This window comes from Mesorhizobium sp. WSM4846 (genome assembly GCF_055811415.1).
The window spans coordinates 84,353-109,455 of record NZ_JBVVPZ010000014.1; the positions used below are offsets into that span (position 1 = coordinate 84,353).

Consider the following 25,103-nt stretch of genomic DNA (forward strand, 5'->3'; position numbering starts at 1 on the left):
GCGACATGGGTCGCAAATGGGCAATCGCTATGCGATGACGACCCAACCTGCTGCCGGATTGAGCATAGGCCGCATGTGGTCGGGGCATGACCAGGCACGCCGCCTCGGCAAACCGAAGCGGCGTTGTGATCAAACTTTGAAGCAGCGAGCGCCGCTTGCGAGCTTGGCAGATCAGGCGACGAAGCCGAGGCGCGCGGCGGCCACGGCGCCGGTCTGGCCAGGCATTGTGTTGGCAAGGCGCTGGCGCTCGAGCGCGGTCGTCAGGCTCATTTCACGGCGAGCAAAAAGGCGGGCAAAAAGCTTCATCATCATCTCCATTCGGTTGCTCAGACGGGTCGCCTTCGCGTGATGGAGTGGGGCAGCTCGTTGGCTGGCGCTGATATAGGCTTACGTGAAGGGAAACTAAATCACAAAAGCGAAGCACTTGACATGAAAAGCGACATGGCATGCGATAAGTTTGGGCAGTCTGCCCAAAATTTGTGAATATGTACAAGGCGTTAGGCAGGAATCCCGCTGCTATGCGGCGTATTCATATGCGTCATGCAACGGCGACATGGCTCTAAAAGAACATTTGCTCAACAAATAAAAGGTCTGCCGGACATGGTCTGTGCGGCAGGCCTTCAGCTTTTGATACACACGATCTATTTTGCTCCGCCAGCCCAGGATCCAACGCCGTGGCGAGTGCCGGTCTTGGTGTCGGCGGCTTCAGGCCAGCCGATATCCTTCTGCAGTTCGATCGGCAGAGAGCGGATGGCGCGTTCGGTCTGGTAGCGGGCGCGGGCCGCGCTGAATTCGGTCGCGATGCGGCCGATGGATGACAGGATGGACATTTTAATTCTCCTTGGGTTGGGCCGGGTGCCGGTGCTCGGCGGACCAAGCGCTACATCCGGTTTGTTTCAGCTTCATTTCGTGTCGATTGCAGATCAGTGTCGCAGTCGTTTCAACGCCGCCTTCGATGCGTCTGCCTTCGATGGAGTTGACTATCCTCCCAAAGTGATGTTCAATCAAACGAAATGGAATGATAGTTTGCATCAGAAAAATTGAAGGTCGATCCCGATGAACGCCCCACTCAATCATCCGTTGCCGCTGCTCGATCTCGACGTTTTGCGCACCTTCGTGGCGATCGCCGAAACCGGCAGTTTCACCACCGCCGCCAGTGCCGTCTTCCGCACACCGTCGGCTGTCTCCATGCAGATCAAGAAGCTGGAGGACATTCTCGGCCGCTCGGTGTTTGCGCGCGACGCGCGCTCGGTGACGCTGACCACGGATGGCGAGATGCTGCTCGGCTACGCCCGCCGGCTGTTGTCGATCAACCGCGAGGTGGTGTCGAAGTTCATCATCCCCGACATTGATGGGGTGGTGCGGCTCGGCTCGCCCGACGACTATGGCGAGCGCGTGCTGCCGCATGTGCTGAAGCGTTTTGCACAGTCGCATCCTTCGATCGCCGTCGACGTGACCATAGACCAGAGCAGCAATCTGCGCCGGCGCATGGACGACCGGGCGCTCGACATCACGCTTCTCACCAATTCCTACAAGACCAGCGCGCTCGGCGCCGAAGTGCTGCTCACCGAACCGATCGTCTGGGCCGGCGCCAAGGGCGGCTGCGCGCATCTGCGCGAACCGCTGCCGGTGTCATTGTGGGAAGAGGGCTGTGCCTGGCGGGCCGGGGCGCTCGAGGCGCTCGGCCGTGAGGGCCGCAACTATCGCGTCGCCTATATGAGCGCGCACACCGCCGGCCAGCGCGCCGCGATCATGTCCGACCTCGCGGTGGCGCCGCTGCCGAAATCGTTCCTCGGCAGCGACATGGTCGAGCTTTGCCCGAAGGACGGCATGCCCGACATCGGCACCTACAATCTGGCCATGGTCGTGGCGCCGGACGCCAGCGCGCCAGTGAAAGCCGTTGCCGATCACATCCGGGCAACGTTCGAAGTGTTCAGAGAAACCGGAAAGTTCTGATTTTAGGACCTCAATGGCGCAGACAGGTTGTGAGTGGGGACTTCACGACCTGTTCTTTGCAGCGCCAATTCGCCGGCTTTGGCCTGATAGCTCTTGGTTTCGCTGGTTAAAAACGTCGCGATGCTGTCTCGCGCGCGCCGCGCCTCTGGCATGTCGATCAGCGGCCAGACGTGGAACATGCCTTCCTCATAGACGACCTCTATCTCGACACCGGCGGCACCGGCCTTTTGCGCGAAGATCAGATTGTCGGGGGTCAGCATGTCGCGCGAACCGGTCAGAAGCAGCGTTTTCGGCAACACCGAGAGGTCGCCGTAAAGCGGGCTGATGCGCCAGTCGCTGGGATTGATGCCGGCACTGTAAAGCCGGATCGCCTCGAGGCCACCAGGAATGCCCAGCCACGGATCATTGCGTTCCGCCTCGAACACTTCGGGGTTGGCCAGCGACATGTCGAGGCCTGGCGAAATCAGCACATGGCGCGACGGCAAGGGCAGGGCTTCCTCCGCGGCCATCATGGTCAGCACCACGGCCATGTTGCCGCCGGCGGAATCGCCCATGAAGACGATGTCCTGCGCTTCCGTTTCGTCGAGCATCTGACGGTAGACCTCGCCGACCATGCCGAACATGGCGTGGAAATCGTGTTCGGGAGCAATGGGGTAGATCGGCACGGTGATGCCGAAGCCCAGCCGGTCGGCCATATCGGCGATCAGTCCCCAGTGATAAGACGTGATTTGAAAGACATAGGCGCCGCCATGCAGGTAGAGGATCCGCTTTCGCTCGCCGGTCTTCGGCGCGATCTCGTACACGGGAAAGCCGTCCACGCTGCGCGTCGCGATCTCGAAACGCTGATGCAGCGATGCGGGCGGCTGATGGTTCTCCGTCTTGCGGGCGTAGGCGATCCAGCGCTGCAGGTTTTCCGGGCTGGAAAAGGCTTTTTTGCGGCTATACCTGAGCACGAAGGAAACGACGTGGCTTTTGATACTGGGCATGCGGACACACGGACTTCGGCTGAGCCGACTAAGAGAACCCCTCGCAATCGAAGATCGTGCCTTCGCCCAGAATGTCAAGATTTGCGCGGTCTCAACACGGCCCTGTGATTTGGCTGGCAATCAAGGCCAGCGCAGCATCGCTCAGCGCCTGGGCAGCAGTACGGCGCACAGCCGACGGTCGATTGCTGCCGGAGCCGGATGACGGCTCCGGCGCTTGGCCAGCAGCTTGCATTTGTCGGCGAAGGTCATCAGCGCGCCGAACCCAGAAGCAGGGCCGAGAAGCTGACCTGCGGGTCGTTGCGCGGCGACACGGGCCAGCCGATATCCTTCTGAATTTCGGGCGGCAGGCTGTTCATGGCCCGGACCGACCTGTTCCTGTTGTGCGCATGCTTGATGGCCGTACCAAAGCGGCCGAGGCTTTCGAACATCGACATCTTCATCTCCCTTGGAGTGCTGCGGCGGCTGAAAGTTATTTCCTGCCTGCCGTTCGATGCCGGTTAAATGCGCCGCGTGTGTATCGGATGGATTTCGCGAAAACAGCGCCTTGTTTCTGTTTGGGCTGATCCGGAAACATATGCATGCAAATGAGAATGAGGGTGAGTGCAGCTTTTAGCAGCGGGATGCTACCCCCGGCCGCGCCGGGCGGCGTGGCCTTCGCGCGAACGACGCCGTGGCGCGGCATCGCCGGAAATGCCGTCTTCGCTCACGGTCTTGCGCGGCGGCAGCTTCACCGCCGCCGATAGTTTCGGGAACGGGTCGACCTTGTTCGGCAGCGCCATGGCATAGACGAAATGCTCCTGGAATCTCGGCTCCAGAGCGGTCTCGATCTTCTCGATCCGGCTCACCGTTTCCTCGATCTCGCGGCGATAGCCGCGATTGAGCAGCGCCATGCGCGCACCGGCACCGGCGGCGTTGCCGACGGCCGAGACCTTGTCGAGATCGCAGTCGGGAATCAGTCCCAGCACCATGGCGTATTTCGGATCGATGAAGGAGCCGAAGGCACCGGCGAAGTGGATGCGGTCGACATGATCGGTGTGCTGCTTTTCCATCAACAGCTTGGTGCCGGCATAGAGTGCTGCCTTGGCGAGCTGGATGGCGCGCACGTCGGTCTGGGTGATGGTGATCCTCGGCTCGCCTTCCTTCAGCACGTAGGAGAAGGTGCGGCCACTGGCGGTGACGCGTGGTGAGCGGGCGCAGAGCCCACCGTCGACGACGCCGTCCTCGGAGATGATACCGGCCAGATACATCTCGGCGACCACCTCGATGATGCCGGAGCCGCAGATGCCGGTGACGCCGGTTGCCTGGACGCTGTCGAGGAAGCCGGGCTCGTCGGACCACAGTTCCGAGCCGATGACGCGGTATTTCGGCTCCAGCGTGTCGGGATCGATGCGGACGCGCTCGATGGCGCCGGGCGCAGCGCGCTGGCCGCCGGAGATTTCCGCGCCCTCGAAGGCCGGACCGGTGGGCGAGGAGGCCGCCACGACCCGCTGGCGATTGCCGAGCACGATCTCGGCATTGGTGCCGACATCGACGATCAGCATCATCTCGTCCTGGCGGTGCGGGCCTTCCGACAGCGTCACCGCAGCCGCGTCGGCGCCGACATGGCCGGCGATGCAAGGCAGCATGTAGAGCCTGGCGCCCTGGTTGAGCTTCAGGCCGATATCCGACGCCTTGATGTGCACGGCGCCCGAGACAGCCAGCGCGAATGGCGCGCCGCCGAGTTCGGTCGGGTCGATGCCGAGGAACAGATGGTGCATGATCGGATTGCCGACGAAGACGCAATCCAGGATGTCGTTGCGCTGGACGTTGCCTTCCGCGCAAACCTTGTCGACGAGACCCGAGATCGCCTCGCGCACCGCGACTGTCATGCCTTCGCGGCCGTCCGGGTTCATCATCACATAGGAAACGCGGCTCATCAGATCCTCGCCGAAGCGGATCTGCGGGTTCGACGTGCCTGACGAGGCGGCGACGCGGCCCGACAGCAGCGACACCAGATGCATGGCGATGGTGGTCGAGCCGATATCGCAGGCAAGCCCGTAGGCCTCGTTCTTGAGGCCGGGCCACAACGAGATGACCCGCGCGGTCTCGCTGTCGGCATCCTTGTGGATGGCGGCGGTCGCGGTCCAGTTGCCTTTGCGCAGGATGCCTTGCACCTGCGGCAGCAGATGGAAATCGAAATCGAGGCTGTTGAGCCCCCAGTCTTTCATCAGCGCGATCTTCAGGCGATCGAGATCGCCTGATGGATTGTGCATGTCGGGCTCTTCGATCTCGACATAGCACATGTGAATTGCCGAATCGCGGGCGATGATCCTGGTGTCGGCGTCCTTGCGAATGGTCTGTGCGTTGATGACCGTATCCTGCGGCACGTCGACGACGAGATCGCCGAGGATCTGCGCCGAGCAGGACAGGCGGCGCCGTTCGGGAAGGCCGCGCACGCGTTCATAGCGCTCCTCCTTGGCGCCCTTGGGCGAGATGTGGTCGTTGGAAGAGACGATCTTGTGCTTGGCGAAATTGCCTTCCTGCACCTCGACCTGGCAGCGCCCGCAAGTGGCGCGTCCACCGCACACGCTCTCGACATAGACGCCGAGCTGGCGTGCGGCATCGAGCACCGGCGTGCCGACCGGAAACCGCCCGCGCTTGCCGGACGGCATGAACAGCACGAGCGGATCGGTGATGTTGGCAGGAGAGTTCACGATTGCGCGCTTATCCTCGGGCCATACGGGCTTCACGACCGCCGCGCCGGCGACCGCCATTGCCATTGCCTTCGCCCGGCGCATTGACTTGCGTGGGCGCCGCGATCGCCTGGCCGCCTTCGGCCGGCTTGTAGTCCTTGTAGGTCCTTATCCAGTTGGTGCAGTTCTCGTCGGTGCCGTTCAGCACATTGGCGCCGCGCACCGCTTCCATCTCCTGCGGCCGCACCGGGTTCATGATCGCCGAGGTCATGCCAGCGCCGATCACCATCGGGATGAAGGCGGCGTTGATGCCGTGGCGGTGCGGCAGGCCGAACGAGATGTTTGACAGGCCGCAGGTGGTGTTGACCTTGAGCTCTTCACGCAGCCGGCGCAGCAGGGCAAAGACCTGGCGGCCGGCGTCGCCGAGCGCGCCGATCGGCATGACCAGCGGGTCGACGACCACGTCATGCGCCGGAATGCCGAAATCGGCGCAGCGCTCGACGATCTTCTTGGCTACGGCGAAGCGCACATCCGGATCCATCGAAATGCCTGTCTCGTCGTTGGAGATGGCAACCACCGGGACATTGTATTTCTTGACCAGCGGCAGGATGGCTTCGAGCTTTTCTTCCTCGCCGGTGACGGAGTTGACCAGCGGCCGGCCCTTGGCGACCCTGAGCGCCGCCTCGATCGCCGCGGTCACCGAACTGTCGATCGACAGCGGCAGGTCGACCAGCCCCTGCACGATCTCCAGCGTCTGCACCAGCAGGCCGGGTTCGGTCTCGTTCGGGTTGACCGAGGTGACGCCGGCATTGACGTCGAGCATGGTCGCGCCGCAGGCGGCCTGTTCCAGCGCGTCCCTGATGACGGTATCGAAATTGCCTGCGATCATCTCGGCCGCGAGCTTCTTGCGCCCGGTTGGATTGATGCGCTCACCGATCACGCAGAAGGGCTGGTCGAAGCCGATGATGATTTCTCGTGTCGCCGAGGCGACGATCGTCCGGGTCATGCAATCTCTCCCTCGTGATATAAAGACTTCTTTATATCGTTTCTGTTTTCGATCAAGCGAATGGTGGCGTCCGCGCCATCAATGCGCGGTCTTGACCATGTCGACCTGCGTTTCGGTGATCTCGTCGTGCAAAATGTGGTCGAGCCGGTCGGCGACGAGCTGATCGTCGCGGCGGATTTCGCGTTTCCAGGGCTGGCGCCCCTTCAGCACGCCCGATTCATCGACGATCTCGGCGACATATTCCTCCTGGCGATAGGCCATCACATGGACGCCGCAGACGCCGGGAATTTCTTTCACCTCGTTGATGATATCGATGCAGAGCTGCTTGCCTTCCTTCTTCTGGTCCTGGGCGCCTTCCAGCCGCTTGACGATCGAATCGGGGATATGAATGCCCGGCACGTTAGAGCGGATCCATTTGGCGGTCTTGGCCGAGGCCAGCGGTCCGACGCCGCACAGGATGAAGCATTTTTCCGTAAAACCGAGATCGCGGACCTGCTGCATGTAGGTGCGGAACATCGGCACGTCGAAGCAGTACTGGCTCTGCACGAATTGCGCGCCGGCGGCGATTTTCTTGCCCAGCCGGTAGGGGCGGAAATCGATCGGCGGCGCGAAAGGGTTGATCGCCGCGCCGAGGAAAAGCTGCGGCGGCGTCGTCAGCTTGCGGCCGGACAGGAACTTGCCGTTGTCGCGCATGATGCGGCAGGTTTCCAGCAGTGACATGCAGTCGAGATCGAATACCGGCTTGGCGCCTGGCTGGTCTCCGGCCTGCACGCCGTCGCCGGTCAGGCACAGCATGTTGGCGACGCCCATCGCCGCCCCGCCCAGCACGTCGCCCTGGATGGCGATGCGGTTTCTGTCGCGGCAGGCGATCTGCATGATCGGGGCATAACCCATGCGGGTCAGCAGCGCACAGATGCCGACCGACGACATGTGGCAGTTGGCGCCCGAGGCGTCGACGGCGTTGATGGCGTCGACCCAGCCGTCGAAGATTTTGGCGCGGTTGTAGACGTCTTCCGGATCGGCGCTGTCCGGCGGGTTGAGCTCGGTGGTCACCGCGAATTCGCCGCGCCTCAGGACGCGCTCCAGCCGGCCGCGCGAGGTGTGGCCGGGCAGGGGGTCGAGCGGCAGATGGATGCCGGCCGGGTTCTCGTCGGGCTGGCGGCCGATCATGCCGGTGCCCCAGGTTTTGGAACGTTGCGCGCGGCTTCGCGGGCGGCGGCGGCCTGCGCGGTCACCCGCAGCCATGCCGAGGTCTCGCGCAGCGACTGGTCGACCGGCTTCTGCACGTCGAGGATCTTGTCGCCATGCACCATATTGCGTGAACCTTCCCAGGCCTTGACCCAGACGCACGGCATGTCAGGCTCGACCTCGCAATTGCCGTTGGCACGCACACCGCCGCAAGGGCCGTTGCGCAATTGCTTGGGGCAATTCATCGGGCACGACATGCCGGTAGAAGAAAGGACGCACTGGCCGCACATGCGGCAGTCGAACATAAAACCCTTGACGCGTTTTTCGACGAATTTGATCGGACCTTCGACGCGGCCGTAACCGATGCGCTTCCACAGCGGATGGAGGAGCAAAAACATGTCGGAGAACCTGGCGTAGAACCATTCGAGCAGTCGCGAGTGGCGGACGGACCACAGCCTGACAGCGAAGGAGCGCTGCACGCGCCGCTGCGGCGACACGTCGGCCGGCTTGTAGTCGGATTTCGGCGCTGCCTTCTTGACCAGAGTGGCCTGGGTAATCGCCGGGGTGGTTTCAGACATCTTCTTTTCCGCCCGCCTTGACCAGAGCGACCAGCCGCTCGCGGTCGTATTTCGCGTCGATGTCCTGAAAGGCTTTTTCCACCTCGCCTTCAAGATCGTCGCTGACCGACACGGGGTCGGCCTTGCGCCATTCGGCAAGGTAGTCGTCGGTGCCGCCGGCGCCGGTGCGCATCGCGCACATGTCGATCGCCTCGGTAAAGCGCAGCGGCAGTTCGCGCTTGGCGTTCTGCCGGCCCTTCTTGACGATGACCTGGGCGGGGATGTCGCGCCAGTAGACGACGATCAGATCGGCCATGAATTTCCTACTCCTCGCGCATGACCCCGAAAATCGGCATCGAATTTGGAAAGGATCATGCGCCGACTTAAAGTGCTACAGCGTCCATTGCGCGTCCAATAGGACGCGCGGCGCTGTAGTGAGTGCGAGCATTGCCGGAAGCGCTGTCGGGCTGCTTGTTATGGGACGACGCGCGCGCATTCAAAAGCGACGCAATTGGCAGCCACAACGGAAACGCGAAAATATTCGATGCTTGGCCTGGTTTTGATCAGCCGGCGCGACGATCGAAGCTGCCGACAAGCTTCCTGTGGAAGCGGATATAGCCTCGCTCGGTCGTGCGCAGATGTTCGGCGACAATTTGGTGGAAACGCGGCAGGCGGTGAAAGGGAACGGCCGGATAAGAATGGTGCTCGGAGTGGTAAGGCATGTTCCACGCCACGAAGCGTACCAGCCTTGTGGTAAAGGTGGTGCGGGTGTTTTCGAGCATGTTGGCGACATGCGGGCAGAGCGCGTGCTCGGCCAACAGATAGGCCCGCAAGAAGGGCTGGCCGACGAGCACCGGCACGATCCACACCCACAGCAGAAGCGCCGACTGCACGGCCAGCGAGGCCGCCAGCAGCACTGCATAGACGACCAGGAACCAACGCGCTTGCGACGTCACCTTGTCGCGGCCTTTTTCCGGCACGAAGCCGTCGCGGTTGCGGCCGGCGGCGTTGACGACGATCACGCGCGCCATGCCGCTCCAATAGGGGATCCCGGAGAGATAGCGCACATACTGGCCGATGGTCTCCGGTTTCGGAGCCATCAGTTCGGGGTCGTTGTCCGGATCGTGCGTGTGGCGATGGTGCGCGAAATGGAAATAACGGAACCATGCCGGCGGCAGCAGGATCAGGAAGCCGGTCACGGCGGCGATGGCGCGATTGAGCCACGGCGTCCTGAAGGCCGTTTCGTGGATCGTCTCGTGCAACAGCGTGAAGAAAAAGACGATCAGGACCCCCTGCGGCAGCACGAGAACCGGCCAGAACGGGATGCGGGCGGCGATCAGCGCACCCAGCACGACAACCAGCCCGCCGTGAACGGCCAGCCGGACAATGCCAGGCCTGTCCAGTTTGGCGGTGAGGTCGCGACGATCATGGACCGAAAGGCTGGCGATGATGGCGCGGTGGTCGATTTCGCTCATAACGGCCAAGCTTATCGTCAGGGCGCTGTCCGGTAAATCGGCGCTCGTTGCCAGACGCCGGTTTTTGCGCCGGTCCAGAAATAGACAGATCGTCGGATGGTACCATTGTTTCCAAGGCAGGCCGCGGCGCGGCGCCCGCAAAGACATAGTGCTAGTCGTGAAAATCTGACGGTTGATACCCAAATCGAATTGCATCGATGGGCGGTTAACTGCCTTCCGTGTCGCCGATTGGAACGCACAGGCAGCGCCATATCAAGACCTTCGTGGTCTCACTTGCGAAATCGCGATCCGCACTCAATCCAGACATCTAGTGATTGGACTTGACGCGCTACTTCGGGACGAGCGACCCGGCGCGGCTTCCTGGGGTTGGATGAATCGCGCCGTTTCGGCCGGGGTCGTTATGTGGCTCATTCGAGCGCAATAGAGCGCGACTCGTGATCACTCTAGGCTGGTCTTGCCGAGCTGAGTGTACCAAGTAGCGTTGTCCCAAAAGCTCGTGATCTTGATGATCCGGCCTTCCTCGTTAGTTTCCAGAATGAACAGATGGCGCAACCAATACTCCTTGCCTTTGTTTGTGATTCCAAACGCGTCCTTAGTCTGCTTTCCGCCGATGTGAACATCCACGAAGGCAACGTCACCGCTCTTGTCCTCCCAGATTGCGCTAACCTCGTTGCGCAGGTCAGGGAAAGCATCGATCAGCGTCCGCCAGACCGGCACGCCATCTTTGAGGACATTGCCGGAACCAGCGTCACCGAAAGGCACGTAGACGAACGTGGCATTCTCGGTAAAAAGAGTGGTCATGGCGTCTACCTTCCGATCGCGGTAAGCGTCGAAGAATTTCTTTGCCGCTTCCGCTGCATTTGCCGCTTCCGCCGCAGCGACCGCGAAGGCAGACAAGGTGATTGCGATCAGCACCGCCGCCGAAATCCGAGCTGGGTGTAATTTTTCCCGTGTCCTGAGTGAATGGAACGTCATCATCTCCTCCCTGAGATTGTTGACTGCAGCAGATTGTCCAAAACGGCAGATCAGGATTCTACTAGATCGAGGAACGTCCTCGCTTCCTTGATGTCCGGCGTCGCGAAGCCCTCTGTGAACCAGCCGCAAACCGGTGCGAGAAGGTCGTGGGCCCTTTGCCGCTCGCTTCCCTGGACCCAGAGTCGGGCAAGAGATGTGGCGGCTCGCAGCTCCCAAAGCTTGGCGCGTTGATGTTGGGCCACGGTAAGCGCGTGCAGGAAGGAAGCCTCGGCCTTCTCGTCCGCCTTCAAGTCCAGGAGCAGTTCGCCCTTCCGGAGGTGCAACTCAGTCTCGTTCCACCGCTCGTTGGTCTCGGTGATCAATGCGAGCCCTTCCTCGATCCTGTCGAGTGCCGCGCGTGGGTTGCCAAGCCTGCTGAGGGCGCTGGCGAGCATGAGCAGCCAGCGTGGCACAAAAAGCTTAGCGTCGTGCCCACGCCATTCGACTATGCCGTCACGCATTTGAGCAAGACCGCTATCCGACTCACCCGCCTGGATCAGAACCCAACCCTTGAGAATGACCCCTGCTGTACGCCAAAGTGAGAAACCGTGCTCCGTACTGATTGAGATCAGTTCATCGACAATGGCCTCATCCGCACCAAAGTTGCTGTCGCGCTTATACGCGCCGAGATCTCTCGAATAAGTGCAAAACAGGGCCGATTGGAACAGGCCGAACGCCGCGGATGGGCTGTGCCGGTGGTGTCTTATAGCCTGTAACAACTCGGTGTATTTCTCGAATGCTTGATCGGGATAACCGAGGTGCAGCAGCGCGTGGGCGATATAGCAAAGGTTTGCGATACGGGGATCATAGGCGAATCGATAGGCAAGCGCAGCGTGCTCGTTCGGATCGTACAGCGCCAACGACGCCTCCATGTGCTTGCGTCCGGCATCAAAATCTCCCCGGTGCACCGACGTGATGCCGACGCACCGGTGTGCGATCATGATTGTGGCCCGATCGCAGTCGCATTCGGCCCTGCGCAGCATCGATGTCGTCGTTGCCAGCGCAGCATCGAGTTGACCACGCAGGAGGTAGACGAGATACCGGCCGTAATCGGCCACGCTGCGCAGAGTGATGTCGTCCACTCGCTCGCACAACTCCTCGGCTCGCGCGAACGCCGCTGCGGTGGCCGGCGACGACCAACCTTTGGCCGCCATAAAGGCGGTGCCCAACGCCACCTGCATATCCAGCTCCAGGCGGACGCGCTCCTGATTGTCAGGTAGGGTGCGGACAAGTCTTAGCCCATTTTCCAGGTGCGCGATCGACTCCAAAATTGCAGAGCGCTGGATCGCCGATTGCGCGGCTTGCCACCAATAGCTGACTGCCCGCTCGATAAGGCCTGCCTCGGTGCAGTGATGGGCAATGATCTCCGGCAAAGCCTCGGAACCCGCTGCCACACGCTCTTCGAGAGCCGCGGCGATGCGCGCGTGCATCTGCTGCCGCCGAGTTTTAAGAAGGCTGGAATACGCCGCATCCTGCACAAGCGCATGCTTGAAGCTGTAGGTCGCTTCCGGCGGCGCACCGCGGCAATAGATCAGCTCGGACCTGCAGAGCTGGGCCAAAGCGTCCTGCAGTTTGCCTTCGTCGTGCGGCGCCACGGCGGCCAGCAGATCGTGCGAGAATTCGCGGCCGATTACAGCCCCGATCTGCGCCACCTCCTTGACCGGCGCCAGGTGATCGAGGCGAGCCATTAGCGAGTCGTGCAGCGTAGCCGGGATCGCCAGCGGCGGGAGAGTTCCGGTCAACTCGAAATGATTGCCGACGTCCCGCAAAAGGCCTGACTCCAGGACTGTCTTGGTCAGTTCCTCAACGAATAGCGGAACCCCGTCAGTTCGCGCCATGATCTGGTCCAGAACCTCGCGCGGTAGCGCCTTGCCGCCGGTGACGCGGAGAGCCACGGCTGCGCCGTGCCGTCGCGTGAGACGAGAAAGCGAGAGCTGGGTCACATGGGCATGGCTGGTCCAGGGTGGGCTGAATTCCGGCCGGAAGGTGATCAGAACCAGTGCCGGCAGGCGCTGGACCCGCTCAATTACCAGACCCAGCAGCTCTAGTGTCGAAGGGTCGATCCAATGCACATCCTCGTATACGGCCAACACAGGCTTCTGCTTGGCTAGGCCGGCGAGCTGCTCGACCAAGATTTCCAGCGTGCGTTGCTTGATGCGCTGTGGCGGCAGATCGATTGGCGGGTAGCGTGTTTCGGTTGGGATCGCAAGCAGAGCGGCCAGTACTTGCGCCGCCTCCCGGTCCTGCTCGCCGCCCCGAGCGAGCAGAGTTTCAAGTTTATCGAGCTTCATCTCGGCGGTGTCATCACGGTCGAAATGCGCCGCCCGCTCCAAAAGTCCGACCACCGGATAAAGCGCACTATTGGTGTGGTACGGCGAGCAGTAATTGCTGAGCGGGATATACGATTCGTTGGCCAAGTGCTCGCGCAAGGCGCGCACAATGCGCGACTTGCCAATCCCCGGCTCCCCGGAGAGGAGGATCACCTGTCCTTCACCTTCCTCCGCCCGCGACCAGCGTTCCAGAAGCAGAGCCAGCTCCTGCTCGCGGCCAACGAGCTTCGTCAGCGCGCCGGTGTGGAATGCCTCGAAGCGGCTTTCGGCCCGGCCCTCGCCTCTGACGGAATAGGCTTTCAAGGCCGTCTCGAAGCCCTTCAGAACCTGTGGTCCCAGATCCTCCAACTCGAACAGATCGCCCAGCAGATGTCTTGTGCTCTCGGCGACAATTACGCTGCCCGGCCGGGCCAAGTCCTGCAGTCGCGAGGCCAAGGTCGGCGTCTCGCCGACCACCGCCCGCTCGCGCGCTTCCTTGTCGCCGACAAGCTCACCGACCACCACGAGACCCGTCGCGATCCCCACCCGGCCCGCAAGCGGCTTGCCATCCGGCGCCCGCAGTTGCGCCACTGAACTGGCAACCGCCAAGCCTGCGCGCACCGCCCGCTCGGCATCATCTTCATGCGCTCGTGGCCAGCCGAAATATGCCAGCACACCATCGCCCATGAATTTCGCAATGTGTCCCTCGAAGCGGGTAATCTCGCCTGCGCAACAATTCTGGTAGCCTCGGATGATCTCACTCATCTCCTCGGGATCGACCCGAGCCGAAATCGCGGTGGAGCCGACCAGATCAGCGAACATCACGGTCAGTTGCCGCCGCTCGGCACCGGTTGGGGACGCCGGTGCCGACGCAAGTTCGGCGACTTGAGTCAAGGCTTTGACACCTTCAGCTGAGATTGCAGAGGAACTTTCCCGCAGCTCGGCAATAGCCTCCAGAAGCTTCCGGCGGTGCCCTACCGAACTGACGCCGATGTCCTTGAGATCCTCGGCCGTCAGCCGCAGGAGCACTTCGGCCTCGACGTTGTTCTCACGAAAGGCCGTGCCGTATTGCTGCAGCCCTAAGCTGCGCAGCCACTCCTCAATGTCCATGTCCCACTTCCGCGGTGGAGACGCCGGAGGGCTCCTTCGGCAACAGTCCGGCAGTCTTACACAACTGAGGTCCTATGCAACGTCATGGAAGTTGTGGCCGACGGGCTTCTAGCGGCCGGCGTGTTAGCGAGGTAGGCGGATCAACCGTCCGGTTTTTGAACCCTGCCGAATTTCAGATCGCTGGAACGAACGGCAGATCCCCACAGCTGTCCTTAAACCACGCCCGCGCCAAGGTCGCGAAAGGGTCACGACGTTCCCTTGACCTCTCATCAGGGATGGTCCGCAAGGGGTCGTCTCGCGTCCTTCTACGTGTGTACCAAGCGTCAGGACTTCACCACTAGCGCGTGGGTTCGCTTGGACCGCCGGGTTAACCCTGTGATCGGCCTCAGGACAGCGGGCTCAGCGCCTGAGCTCAAGGATGTCGAGCTTCGATTCGTGATAGGGGGCCGGGAACTCGATGCGCCATTCGTTGGCGCTGTTGCGAAAGGCATAGCCGACCTGGTCGCTTTGCGGGCCGCTGCCATAGGGTTTTGCGGGATCGTTGTTGACAAAGAAGGAGCCGAGATAGATCGCGCGCTTTTCGCCGTCGTCGAAGAAACGGCCCTTGGTGCGTTGCGAACCGGTGCGTTTTTCGAGCATCCAGCCTGAACCATCGTCGCTCACCTTGCACTTGAACCAGCCATAGATGACGAGCGGGCTCAGTCCGCCGGCCTTGATGGTGCGGCACTGCCAGCTGCCGGCCAGGTCCTTGCCGGAAAACGCGACCAGCGGCTTTGCCAGCAAGGCGTCGAGCTGCTTTGACCTCGGCGTCGTCGCCGGCCCTGGCTTCATCAAGGGCTGCCTTGCGCGTCTCGTCATATTTGTCGAGCCGCACCTTGTCGGCGGGCGTGATCAGCTTCTGCACCTCGCCATCGGCGAGCGCGGGCAGGGCGAAGCAGAAAACGCCTGCGGCAATCAGGAGGCGAGCGATCATCGGTGCGTTTCCCGGTCGACGGCTGGAACAGCGTGTTTTCTCGTTTGGCATACAACTTACCGGTTCGCGGCGGCCTGTCATCCGTGCTTAACAGCGGTCAGCTTAAAACTCGTGGTTTTGCCGATGCGGATCTTGCTTACGGGGTCGTCAGGCTGGCTGGGCAGCGCGCTCGCGCCGCGCCTGCGGGCGCTTGGCCATGACGTCATCGGGCTGGATCCGGTCCCGTCGGCGCAAACGCAAATGATCGGCTCGGTCGCCGACCGTGATCTGGTGATGCGGACGGTCGGGGAAAACCGCATCGAGGCGATCGTCCACAGCGGCGCGCTGCACAAGCCTGACATCGAACACCAACGTAATGAGGATTTCATCGAGACGAATGTGCGCGGCACCCTGAACCTGCTCGACGCGGCGGTGTTATCAGGCGTTCAGCGCTTCGTCTTCACGTCGACGACCTCGCTGATGATCTCGAAAGCCATACGCGCCGGCCTCACCGGCGGTGCGCGCAAGGCCGCCTGGCTGACGGAAGACATGGCGCCCGAGCCGCGCAACATCTACGGCGTAACCAAGCTTTCGGCCGAACATCTTTGCCGCCTCTATCACATCCAGTCCGGACTGCCGGTGATCGTGCTGCGCACCGCCCGGTTCTTTCCCGAGGCAGACGACATGGCGCATGCGATCGAGCAGTCGGACGCCAACACCAAGGCCAATGAGCTGTTGTTCCGCCGACTGACCGTGGAAGATGCCGCCGAGGCCCATGTCGCGGCGCTGGAGAAGGCGCCGCGACTGGGCTTCGATATCTTCATCGTCTCGGCGCCCACGCCGTTCCGGCCTGATGATTGCGAGGCATTGATCGCTGACGCGCCGCCCGTCGTCGCCCGCTATTTTCCGGAATTTCCGGCGCTCTACGCGCGAAAGGGCTGGACGATGTTTCCCTCGATCGACCGTGTCTATGACGCCTCGCGGGCGCGGGACAGGCTGGGCTTCGTCTGCAAGACGAGCTTTGCCGCTGTGCTCGCCGGGCTAGCAGCGGAAGAAGGAGCGGCCTGAACGTCAGCCGTGTCCGGCGGCGCTGGCCAGCTCATTCGTCAGGTCGCCATAGCCGGTCGAGCGGCGCTCATAGGCGAGGCCGAGCATTTCCGCGGCCTTCTGCGCTACCTTGTCGAGTTCCGGATCGTCAGTCTGGGCGATGTAGACCAGCTTCTGGTAATTGCCGAAATAGTCCTTGATGAGCTCCGGATGCCGATCGAGGCCGAGCGGCTTCATGAAGAAGGCATCGAACTGCCGACACAGGAAATCGGTCATGTAGAACGACATCATGTCGTCGTCGGCGATTTTCGCATAGGCTTCCATGCCCTGGTAGAAGGCAAAGCAATGCGGACCGGCCATGCGCTCGACCCCATGCTTCTCGCAGACGCGGTCGAGCAGGCCGCCGGTGCCGCAATCGGCATAGCCGACGAAAATATTGGTGTAGCCGTCCGCCTTGGCCTTCTCGATTGCCTTGTCCATGGCCGGCGCGATGCGGTCCGGGTAGAAATGGAACTCCGCCGGCAGGCAGGTCAGGTCGAGATGGTCGAGCCCCAGCTGCTCCTTAACGGCCAGAACTTCGCGCGCAATCATCCCGCAGGCGATGACAAGCAGCCTGTCACCTTGATCGGGTTGTAGTTTTCTCGCAATGCTCATGGAACCAGTCTAACCGATTTTCGTTGCTGTCCCACGAATCTATCTGTTGAGGGAGATACCATTCATGAAACCGCTACGCATTGCGCCGATCGCCATCCTCGCTTGCGCCCTTGCTCTTTCGGCCTGCGCCAACACCGTCCGCGGCGTCGGCAGGGATGTCAAATCGACAGCCAACGCGGTCGAGGATACGGTCCAAAATCCCTGATCCCGCGGATATCAACAAGGCGCATCGCTATCGAGAAAGTTCAAGCGATGCGCGTTAAGTCATTGTAACATCTGGGAACAACAAAGTCGTGTTGCAAGGCTTGGCTCGGTTTATGGTCCATGCCGAATTCGCCGAAGTGAGGTCGAAGCGGCCGTGGTGTCCGCCTATTGCAATTGTTTCGTCAGGTGGGGGTTCGCTGGGGCAGGCACGAAAAGTTGACTTTTCGAATGGGGGGACATGCCGGTAATCTTTCCCTGTACCTCAACAACGAAGCTAGGAGCATAGAATGAAGATCGCTCTCTTAGTTCTCGCCGCTCTGGGCCTTTCGGCGTCCGGCGCCGCAGCGGAATGTGTCGGCCACAACAAAACGACGGCTTCCGTAGATCAGCAAACCAAAGCTGCAAGCGTAGATCAGCAAACCACAGTCGCAAGCGTCGCGAATACAACCGCCGACACGCCGATCCTGAAAAAGGAAGAGGCGAAAGAGTCTGAATAGGCGATACAAGCCGCTACGCGGAACGCTGTTGCTTGTTGAAGACTTGACATGCCGGCGCTACGCGGCGCCTCGTCTGCAAGAGCATAGGTACGGGCTCCGTACTTATGCTCTTGTGTTCTCCTCGTCAGTTCAGGCCGAAGCGCGGACGTTGTGCTTGCGCTTCATAAAATCCTTGGCGGTCTCGACTGCCACGGCTGCGTCGCGGCAATAGGCGTCGGCGCCGACGGCTTTGCCGAATTCCTCGTTGAGCGGCGCGCCGCCGACCAGCACGACGTAGTCGTCGCGGATGCCCTTTTCCTTCATCGTGTCGATGACGACCTTCATGTAGGGCATGGTCGTCGTCAGCAGCGCCGACATGCCGATGATGTCAGGCTGGTGCTGTTCGATGGCGTCGAGATATTTTTCCACCGCATTGTTGATGCCGAGATCGATGACGTCGAAGCCGGCGCCCTCCATCATCATGCCGACAAGGTTCTTGCCGATGTCGTGGATGTCGCCCTTGACGGTGCCGATCACCATCTTGCCCTGCTTCGGCGCGCCGGTGGCGACAAGCAGCGGACGCAGGATGAACATGCCCGCCTTCATTGCGTTGGCCGACAACAGCACTTCCGGCACGAACAGGATGCCGTCGCGAAAATCCTCGCCGACGATGCGCATGCCCTCGACCAGTGCCTCGGTCAGCACCTTGTAAGGCGCCCAGCCGCGCTCGAGAAGGATGTTGGTGCCTTCCTCGATCTCTTCCTTCAGCCCGTCATAAAGGTCATCGTGCATCTGCTGCACGAGTTCGTCGTCGGAAAGCTCGGAAAGGATGATCTCGTCGTCGGCCATTTTTAATCCAGCTCCTTGCCGCACAGATGCAATTGCGGGGCCTCAAATATCACGTCAATACCTAACCCGCTACAGGCCAGCGTCCATAGCTGATTTGCGACTTCCCGCAAAAGGAAAGCGACTGCCAGATCTATTGGAATTCTTGTCGATTTTGCGACAGGCGTTGGCGCTGGCGGGCCGTTTCGAATAGGGTGCATGACTACGATCCGGCCAGAAGCCGCGATATGCGGCAATAATAATTGTGCCAGAACAAAAGCCAGGGAAGAACGATCATGAGTGAGAACGCGCCGGTCGATCAGGAAGCGTCAAACGCGCGGCGCGGACGCGCCGCCAGTGGTGGTGCCGCTGCCCGACGGGCGGCGCGCTCGGGTGGCGGCCCCGGCACCCAACTCACCTACATCAAGCGCAAGATCAACGTCTATGAGGTGCTGGGCGAGGAAGGGCTGACGCTGATCGAGAAGAACACCGACACGGTGCTCGAAGAGATCGGCATCATCTTTCGCGACGACGCCGAGGCGCTGCAGCTGTGGAAAGAGGCCGGCGCCGACGTCAAAGGCGAGCGCGTGCACTTTCCCAAGGGGCTCTGCCGCTCACTTCTGAAGACGGCGCCGTCCGTCTATACCCAGCATGCCCGCAATGCCGAACGTTCGGTGCAGATCGGCGGCAACGCCACGGTCTTCGCACCGGTCTACGGCCCGCCCTTCGTGCGCGACCTCGACGGCGTCAGGCGCTATGCGACGATCGAGGATTTCCGGAATTTCGTGAAGCTCGCCTATATGGCACCGTCGATCCACCATTCGGGCGGCACGGTGTGCGAGCCGGTCGACGTGCCGGTCAACAAGCGCCATCTCGACATGATCTACAGCCACATCAAATATTCGGACAAGCCGTTCATGGGCTCGGTCACCGCGCCGGAGCGCGCCGAAGACACGGTGGCGATGGCCAAGATCGTGTTCGGCGACTATTTCGTCGAGAACAACACGGTGCTGACCAGCCTGATCAACGCCAATTCGCCGATGGTGTTCGACGAGACCATGCTGGGGGCGCTGAAAGTCTATTCGCGCCACAACCAGGCTTGTATCGTCACGCCGTTCATCCTCGCCGGCGCGATGAGCCCGGTGACGGTCGCCGGCACGCTGACCCAGGTCCTGGCCGAAGTGCTGGCTGGCGCGTCGTTCACGCAGCTGATCCGGCCGGGCGCACCGGTGCTGTTCGGCACCTTCGCCTCGTCGATCTCGATGCAGTCGGGCGCGCCGACCTTCGGCACGCCGGAGCCGTCACTGGTTTCCTATGGCGCAGCGCAGCTCGCGCGCCGGCTTGGCCTGCCGTTCCGCACCGGCGGCTCGCTCTGCGCCTCGAAAATCCCGGACGCGCAGGCCGCTTATGAGAGCGCCAACACGCTGAACTCGACGATCCTCGCCGGCACCAATTTCGTGCTGCATTCGGCCGGCTGGCTCGAGGGCGGGCTCGCTTCCTGCTACGAAAAATTCATGATGGACATCGACCAGCTCGGCATGACCCAGAAGTTCTCCGAAGGCGTCGACCTGTCGGAAAACGGCCAGGCGATGGATGCCATCCGCCAGGTCGGCCCGGGCAGCCACTATCTCGGCTGTGACCACACCCAGGCCAATTTCCAGACCGCCTTCTACCGTTCCAGCATCGCCGACAACAATTCCTACGAGCAGTGGTTGGCCGAAGGCGAAAAGTCGGCACCGCAGCGCGCCAACGAACTCGCTCGCCGCTGGCTGGAAAGCTACGAGGCGCCGCATCTCGATCAGGGCATCGATGATGGGCTGAAGGACTTCATCGCCAGCAAGAAGGCGTCGATGGCCGACGCCTTCACCTGAAAGGAGCCCGAGTCAGGCGGGGCTAAAGTCGCCAACATCATCCACAAGGAAGTCTGGCGGAGCGCCTTCTCCGAGCCGGACAGGAAGGGATGATCCTTGAGCGCAGCATGGTCGAAGATATAGCGGCTGCGCTTTCCGCCCACGGCCTCATCCTGCGCGGCGGCTTCAATTTTGCAGGCGGTGAGGAAACACCCTCCGGTCTCTCCGGCGCTGCCGCCAGATCCGTGCTGCTGGTGGGACAGGCGGGCGCCGCGCCGTGGCCGCATTTCCTGCGCTGGCGGGAAGGCCAATCGCAAACTATTGCCGATCCGCTCGATGCATGGTCGCGCGAAGTGATCGGCGCAGTGGCGAAGAAATTCGGCGCGCGTGCCGTGTCGCCGTCTGACAAGCCTTATCTGCCGTTCCAGCAATGGGCGATGCAGGCGGAGGGTCTGAAACCGTCGCCGCTCGGCATTCTCATGCATCCGCAATACGGGCTCTGGCACGCCTATCGCGGCGCGCTGCTGTTCGAGGACGCGATTGCGTTTGGGGAAACTCGCGAAGTGGTTCACCTTTGCGATGCATGTGTCGACAAACCTTGCCTGAAATCTTGTCCGGTCGATGCCTATTCTGCGGATGGTTTCGCGCACAAGACCTGTCTGGCGCATGTGCGTGGGCAAAACGGCGCGCCTTGCCGAACCGGCGGTTGTCTCGACCGCAACGCCTGTCCCTACGGCGCGGCCTATCGCTATCCGCCACAGGTTCAAGCCTTCCACATGGCCGCGTTCGCGGGCCTGTAGCATCGCCGAATGCCGCACGAAACTTGAACACCGTAATTGCGACCCCGACCGCCCTGCAAAAAAATCATTCCATCATCCCAAGGAATCGCCATTAGCCTTCGTCCAACAGGCAAATGATGGCGATGATGCTGGATGAAAGCGAAGCCTCCGACGCCGAACTGATCGGTCGTGCGAAGGGCGGTGACAGGGGGGCTTTCGGCAAATTGCTCGAAAGGCACTATGACTTCGTCTATCGCGCCGCCTATCGCTGGTGCGGGAAAAAGGCCGATGCCGAGGATATCGCCCAGGAAGTCTGCGTCCGGCTCGGCCGGGCGATCCGCGACTATCATGGCAGCGGCGCGTTCACCACCTGGCTCTACACGATGACGCTGAACGCGGCACGCGACATGATGCGCAAGACCGTCCGTGAGGCGATCAAGACCGAAGCCTACGGGGCTTACGAGCTGATCTCGGGAGAGGCCCCGGCCGAGCCCGAAGATCCAGCCGAGGCGCTTTGGGCGGCGGTGCGGATGCTGCCGGACAAGCAGCGCGACGCGGTGCTGCTCGTCTATGGCGAAGGGCTGAGCCACGCACTCGCTTCCGAGGCGATGGGCATCTCGGAGACGACGGTTTCCTGGCACATCCATGAAGCGAAGAAACGGTTGAAGGCCCTCATGCTTTCAGCCGGGGAAGTGTGATCATGGTCGACGACAACGAACTCAACAGGCTGCGCGACATCGCAGCACCGCCGCCCGGTACCGCTGCGAAGGCGCGTGCCTTCGAGGCCGCCATGCGGGCTTACGACCTGGGCGAAAAAACTTCACCTGCCGCCCAAGGAACGGCGAAAGGGCTTCGTCTCACAGAGCGAGCACAAAAGCTCTGGAGCGAAATCATGCAAAAGAAACTCTTCGCCACCCCGGCCATTGCCGGGCTCGTCGCCCTGCCGATCGCCGGATACGCCACCATCTATATGCTGCAGGAGCAGCCGTTCTATTCCGGTGGGGACGAGAAGATCACCGAAACGCTGGCCGACAAACCAGCGGCTAAAGCGCCGGCTACGGTGAGGCCGCTCACCGTAGCCGAGGCCGACAAGCGGAAGAAAGCCGATGCCGACGCCGAAAACCGCGTCGCAGCCGAGGCGCTTGTCGCGCCGGCGTCGCCGCCGAAGCCACAATCGGCTGCCGGCGGCCTGGCGCAGCAGGACGCTTTGGCCCGCAATGTGGCGCCCGAGCCGGCACCTGCGACGAAAGGTGAGTTCGCACAGGATGGTGGAGCTGCGCCGTCTGGCAGAGTGATGATGTCTATATCTCCTCCGAAAGCCGACGGAGCCACGCAGGCTGGCCGCATGCCAGGCGCCGAATCCAAGCTGATGGTACAGCCGCAGGCCCTGCCGGCCGACCAGATGCTGCCGGAGCAAAACCGCGACCGCGTCGAGGATTTCAAGAGCAATCCGGTGCGTGCCGCGCTCGAAGACCCGGTCTCGACCTTTTCGATCGATGTCGACACGGTCTCCTATTCCTTCGTGCGGCGTTCGCTCAGGGAAGGTGTCGTGCCGCAGGCCGAAACGGTCCGCGTCGAGGAGATGATCAACTACTTCCCCTATGACTGGAAAGGTCCGGACTTAGCCTCGACGCCGTTCAACTCGACCGTCAGCGTCATGCCGACGCCGTGGAACCAGCACACCAGGCTGATGCATGTCGCCATCAAGGGTTTCGATGCCAAGCCAGCCGAGCAGCCCAAGGCCAATCTGGTCTTCCTGATCGACGTGTCGGGCTCGATGAACGAGCAGGACAAGCTGCCGCTCCTGCAGTCCGCCTTCCGGCTTCTGGTCAACAAATTGAAGCCCGACGACACCGTCTCGATCGTCACCTATGCGGGCGATGCCGGCACCGTCCTGGAGCCGACGAAGGTTTCGGAGAAGGACAAGATCCTCAATGCCATCGACACGTTGGCGCCCGGCGGCAGCACGGCCGGCGAGGCGGGTATCAGGCAAGCTTATCGGCTGGCGCAGAAATCCTTCGTCAACGACGGCATCAATCGCGTGATGCTGGCGACGGACGGCGACTTCAATGTCGGCCAGACCGACGACGACGATCTGAAGCGGTTGATCGAAAAGGAGCGCAAGACCGGGGTGTTCCTGTCGGTGTTCGGTTTCGGCCGCGGCAACCTGAACGATCAGATGATGCAGGCCATCGCTCAGAACGGCAACGGCACCGCCGCCTATATCGACACTTTGGCCGAGGCCGAGAAGGTGCTGGTCGAGGATGCGTTCTCGACGCTGTTCACCATCGCCAAGGACGTGAAGATCCAGGTCGAGTTCAACCCGCAAAAAGTCTCGGAATACCGGCTGATTGGCTATGAGACCCGCGCATTGAACCGCGAGGATTTCAACAACGACCGTGTCGATGCCGGCGAGATCGGTTCGGGGCATTCGGTTACCGCGATCTACGAGATCACGCCGAAGGACAGCGGCGGCGAGAAGATCGATCCGCTGCGCTACGGCCAGGCTGCGGTGAGCAATGGCGGCGTCGCCAATGCCGACGAATATGCCTTCGTCAAGATCCGCTACAAGCTGCCGAACGAGGATGCCTCGAAGCTGATCACCACGCCGGTGACATCGGCCAACGAAGTGGCTGGTTTCGACCAGGCCAGCATCGACCAGCGCTTCTCCGTTGCCGTCGCAGCTTTTGGCCAGAAGCTGCGCGACGAGGATGCGACCGCGAAGTTCGGCTACGACAAGATCATCGAGATTGCCACTGCCGCCCGGGGAGCCGACCCGTTCGGCTACCGGTCCGAGTTTTTCTCGCTGGTGCGCCTTGCCTCGGCGCTCGGCGGTAACCGGTAATGGTGATTACGGCCGGTTTTCCTCAGATGGGATCGTTCTGATACGGAAAACCGCCGATGGGCGGTGAGGCAGGCCGGCAGGGAAACCTTGCCGGCCTTTTCAATTGCGTCAGGCGCGGCTGCGCCGGCGCTCGCGGCGGGCTTCGCTGGTCTCGACGGTGTTGACCGTCGCCTGCTTGTTGCGCATCGGGCCGATGCGCTCGACGATTTTTTCGACGGTCGGGCGACCCGACCTTGTGTGCGCATCGAGTGCCTTGCGCATGGCGGCGAGGTGGGCGAACGAGGTGCCGCAGCAGCCGCCGACGATCTTTGCGCCGGCATCGACGGCCAGCCTGACATAGTCGGCCATCAGCTCGGGCGTGCCGGAATAGTGGATTTCGGCGCCGCGAAATTCCGGAATGCCGCAATTGCCCTTGACGATCACCGTCGCCTCCGGCTTCGCCTCGGTCATGTCGAGCAGTGAAGCGAGGATGTCGGAGGCGCCGACGCCGCAATTGGCGCCGACACCGAGCGGCGCCTGCGACAAGCCATCGGCGACGCCGTGGATGTCCTTCGGCAACAGCCCCATCATTGTGCGGCCGGCGGTGTCGAAGGAGCCGGTATAGGTATAGGGCAGGCCGACGCGGATCGCGGCTTCGGCTGCGGCACGGATTTCGTCCGGCGCCGACATGGTCTCGATCCAGGCGACTTCGGCGCCGCCGGCCTTCAGGCCCTCTATCTGTTCGGCAAAGGCGTCGACCGCCTCGTCATAGGTCATGGCGCCGAGCGGCACCAGCAGCTCGCCGGTCGGGCCGACCGAGCCGGCGACGATGACCTTGCGGCCGGCCTTATCGGCGACAGCGCGGGCGATCTCGGCGGCGCGCTTGTTCAGCGCGTAAACCCGGTCCTGCGCATGGTGCAGCTTCAGCCGGTGGCGGGTGCCGCCGAAGGAGTTGGTCAGGATGATGTCGGCGCCGGCATCGACGAAGTTCTGGTGCAGACTGGTGATGGTGTCCGGCGCCGTCTCGTTCAGCAACTCTGGAGCCTCGCCGGCCTCCAGCCCCATGGCGAACAGATTGGTGCCGGTGGCGCCATCGGCGAGCAGAACGCCCTTTTCGGCAAGCAAAGCGTCGATTGGATTGGTCATTGGAAATCACGCCTTCCGGGATTCTTTGTTGGGATATAAAGAAATCTTTATATGACGTCAATGTCGGTGCAGG

Annotated in this window: 24 protein-coding genes and 1 pseudogene; 9 read left to right on the forward strand and 16 right to left on the reverse strand. The window is 62.0% G+C overall.

The annotated features are described in order from the left end of the window. Nucleotides 1–171: 171 nt before the first annotated feature. Together AC0L15_RS14505 and AC0L15_RS14510 are read right to left on the reverse strand one after the other, a co-directional pair. Nucleotides 172–306 (reverse strand): hypothetical protein, encoded by a 135-nt coding sequence (locus AC0L15_RS14505; protein ID WP_023798921.1) that lies wholly within the window; start codon nt 304–306, stop codon nt 172–174. A gap of 335 nt (nt 307–641) precedes the next feature. Next, nucleotides 642–830, reverse strand: coding sequence for a hypothetical protein (locus AC0L15_RS14510; RefSeq protein WP_077383673.1), 189 nt, complete (start codon nt 828–830; stop codon nt 642–644). On the opposite strand from AC0L15_RS14510, the gene AC0L15_RS14515 reads away from it, so the two are divergent. Together AC0L15_RS14515 and AC0L15_RS14520 are read left to right on the forward strand one after the other, a co-directional pair. Continuing rightward, nucleotides 823–1,044: a hypothetical protein gene (locus AC0L15_RS14515; protein ID WP_287066415.1), complete on the forward strand. Its 222-nt coding sequence runs from the start codon at nt 823–825 to the stop codon at nt 1,042–1,044. The two genes, AC0L15_RS14510 and AC0L15_RS14515, sit on opposite strands and share 8 nt — an antisense overlap. Nucleotides 1,045–1,056: 12 nt before the next feature. Next, nucleotides 1,057–1,956 (forward strand): LysR substrate-binding domain-containing protein, encoded by a 900-nt coding sequence (locus AC0L15_RS14520; protein WP_287247286.1) that lies wholly within the window; start codon nt 1,057–1,059, stop codon nt 1,954–1,956. 2 nt (nt 1,957–1,958) lie between these two features. Here AC0L15_RS14520 and AC0L15_RS14525 read toward each other — a convergent pair whose 3' ends face one another. The 11 genes and pseudogenes from AC0L15_RS14525 to AC0L15_RS14575 all read right to left on the reverse strand — a co-directional run bounded on the left by AC0L15_RS14525 (nt 1,959) and on the right by AC0L15_RS14575 (nt 15,246). Beyond that, nucleotides 1,959–2,942 carry an alpha/beta hydrolase gene (locus AC0L15_RS14525; RefSeq protein WP_287247285.1) on the reverse strand — a complete coding sequence of 328 codons (984 nt, stop codon included), beginning with the start codon at nt 2,940–2,942 and terminating at the stop codon, nt 1,959–1,961. Nucleotides 2,943–3,190: 248 nt separating this feature from the next. Beyond that, nucleotides 3,191–3,376 carry a hypothetical protein gene (locus tag AC0L15_RS14530; RefSeq protein ID WP_287058564.1) on the reverse strand — a complete coding sequence of 62 codons (186 nt, stop codon included), beginning with the start codon at nt 3,374–3,376 and terminating at the stop codon, nt 3,191–3,193. Between the two features lie 189 nt (nt 3,377–3,565). After that, nucleotides 3,566–5,695 (reverse strand): ASKHA domain-containing protein, encoded by a 2,130-nt coding sequence (locus tag AC0L15_RS14535; protein ID WP_287247417.1) that lies wholly within the window; start codon nt 5,693–5,695, stop codon nt 3,566–3,568. Next, nucleotides 5,646–6,620, reverse strand: coding sequence for a methyltetrahydrofolate cobalamin methyltransferase (locus AC0L15_RS14540; RefSeq protein WP_023798928.1), 975 nt, complete (start codon nt 6,618–6,620; stop codon nt 5,646–5,648). The genes AC0L15_RS14535 and AC0L15_RS14540 overlap by 50 nt, the downstream gene beginning before the upstream one ends. A gap of 78 nt (nt 6,621–6,698) precedes the next feature. Beyond that, a complete protein-coding gene (locus AC0L15_RS14545; RefSeq protein ID WP_027154501.1) occupies nt 6,699–7,790 on the reverse strand; it encodes a methylenetetrahydrofolate reductase in 1,092 nt (363 codons plus the stop codon). Then, complete coding sequence (locus AC0L15_RS14550; protein WP_027154500.1) at nt 7,787–8,386, reverse strand: methylenetetrahydrofolate reductase C-terminal domain-containing protein; 600 nt, start codon at nt 8,384–8,386, stop codon at nt 7,787–7,789. Before AC0L15_RS14550 ends, AC0L15_RS14545 begins: the two co-directional genes overlap by 4 nt. After that, nucleotides 8,379–8,681, reverse strand: coding sequence for a virulence factor (locus AC0L15_RS14555; protein WP_023798930.1), 303 nt, complete (start codon nt 8,679–8,681; stop codon nt 8,379–8,381). The genes AC0L15_RS14550 and AC0L15_RS14555 overlap by 8 nt, the downstream gene beginning before the upstream one ends. Nucleotides 8,682–8,928: 247 nt before the next feature. Beyond that, nucleotides 8,929–9,840, reverse strand: a complete 912-nt coding sequence (locus AC0L15_RS14560; protein WP_287247284.1) for a fatty acid desaturase — start codon at nt 9,838–9,840, stop codon at nt 8,929–8,931. Nucleotides 9,841–10,278: 438 nt separating this feature from the next. Next, nucleotides 10,279–10,815 (reverse strand): nuclear transport factor 2 family protein, encoded by a 537-nt coding sequence (locus AC0L15_RS14565; RefSeq protein WP_084833689.1) that lies wholly within the window; start codon nt 10,813–10,815, stop codon nt 10,279–10,281. Between the two features lie 50 nt (nt 10,816–10,865). After that, a complete protein-coding gene (locus AC0L15_RS14570) occupies nt 10,866–14,273 on the reverse strand; it encodes an AAA family ATPase (protein ID WP_287247283.1) in 3,408 nt (1,135 codons plus the stop codon). Between the two features lie 399 nt (nt 14,274–14,672). Next, nucleotides 14,673–15,246, reverse strand: a pseudogene (locus tag AC0L15_RS14575) (DUF4893 domain-containing protein). Between the two features lie 123 nt (nt 15,247–15,369). On the opposite strand from AC0L15_RS14575, the gene AC0L15_RS14580 reads away from it, so the two are divergent. Beyond that, nucleotides 15,370–16,293, forward strand: a complete 924-nt coding sequence (locus tag AC0L15_RS14580) for an NAD-dependent epimerase/dehydratase family protein (protein ID WP_287247282.1) — start codon at nt 15,370–15,372, stop codon at nt 16,291–16,293. Nucleotides 16,294–16,296: 3 nt separating this feature from the next. On the opposite strand, the gene AC0L15_RS14585 is transcribed toward AC0L15_RS14580, so the two are convergent. Continuing rightward, nucleotides 16,297–16,926 carry a DUF1638 domain-containing protein gene (locus AC0L15_RS14585; protein WP_287247281.1) on the reverse strand — a complete coding sequence of 210 codons (630 nt, stop codon included), beginning with the start codon at nt 16,924–16,926 and terminating at the stop codon, nt 16,297–16,299. Between the two features lie 64 nt (nt 16,927–16,990). Between AC0L15_RS14585 and AC0L15_RS14590 the strand changes: the two genes are divergently transcribed. Further along, nucleotides 16,991–17,131 (forward strand): entericidin A/B family lipoprotein, encoded by a 141-nt coding sequence (locus AC0L15_RS14590; protein WP_036263015.1) that lies wholly within the window; start codon nt 16,991–16,993, stop codon nt 17,129–17,131. 286 nt (nt 17,132–17,417) lie between these two features. Continuing rightward, a complete protein-coding gene (locus AC0L15_RS14595) occupies nt 17,418–17,627 on the forward strand; it encodes a hypothetical protein (RefSeq protein ID WP_287247280.1) in 210 nt (69 codons plus the stop codon). 129 nt (nt 17,628–17,756) lie between these two features. Here the strand turns inward: AC0L15_RS14595 and AC0L15_RS14600 are convergent, their stop codons facing one another. After that, entirely contained in the window at nt 17,757–18,455 is a 699-nt protein-coding gene (locus AC0L15_RS14600; protein ID WP_095494578.1) for a corrinoid protein, read from the reverse strand. Nucleotides 18,456–18,727: 272 nt separating this feature from the next. Here AC0L15_RS14600 and AC0L15_RS14605 point away from each other — a divergent pair, with 272 nt between their 5' ends. The 4 genes from AC0L15_RS14605 (at nt 18,728) to AC0L15_RS14620 (ending at nt 23,905) form a co-directional block, all read left to right on the forward strand. Beyond that, nucleotides 18,728–20,302 carry a trimethylamine methyltransferase family protein gene (locus AC0L15_RS14605; protein ID WP_287247279.1) on the forward strand — a complete coding sequence of 525 codons (1,575 nt, stop codon included), beginning with the start codon at nt 18,728–18,730 and terminating at the stop codon, nt 20,300–20,302. 107 nt (nt 20,303–20,409) lie between these two features. After that, nucleotides 20,410–21,081, forward strand: coding sequence for a hypothetical protein (locus AC0L15_RS14610; protein ID WP_473496513.1), 672 nt, complete (start codon nt 20,410–20,412; stop codon nt 21,079–21,081). A gap of 116 nt (nt 21,082–21,197) precedes the next feature. Continuing rightward, on the forward strand, nt 21,198–21,758 hold the full coding sequence (locus AC0L15_RS14615) for an RNA polymerase sigma factor (protein ID WP_128246520.1): 561 nt from the start codon (nt 21,198–21,200) through the stop codon (nt 21,756–21,758). Between the two features lie 2 nt (nt 21,759–21,760). Further along, nucleotides 21,761–23,905 (forward strand): vWA domain-containing protein, encoded by a 2,145-nt coding sequence (locus AC0L15_RS14620; protein ID WP_473496514.1) that lies wholly within the window; start codon nt 21,761–21,763, stop codon nt 23,903–23,905. 108 nt (nt 23,906–24,013) lie between these two features. Here AC0L15_RS14620 and bmt read toward each other — a convergent pair whose 3' ends face one another. Continuing rightward, nucleotides 24,014–25,030 carry a betaine--homocysteine S-methyltransferase gene (gene bmt, locus AC0L15_RS14625; RefSeq protein ID WP_473496515.1) on the reverse strand — a complete coding sequence of 339 codons (1,017 nt, stop codon included), beginning with the start codon at nt 25,028–25,030 and terminating at the stop codon, nt 24,014–24,016. Nucleotides 25,031–25,103: the final 73 nt, after the last annotated feature.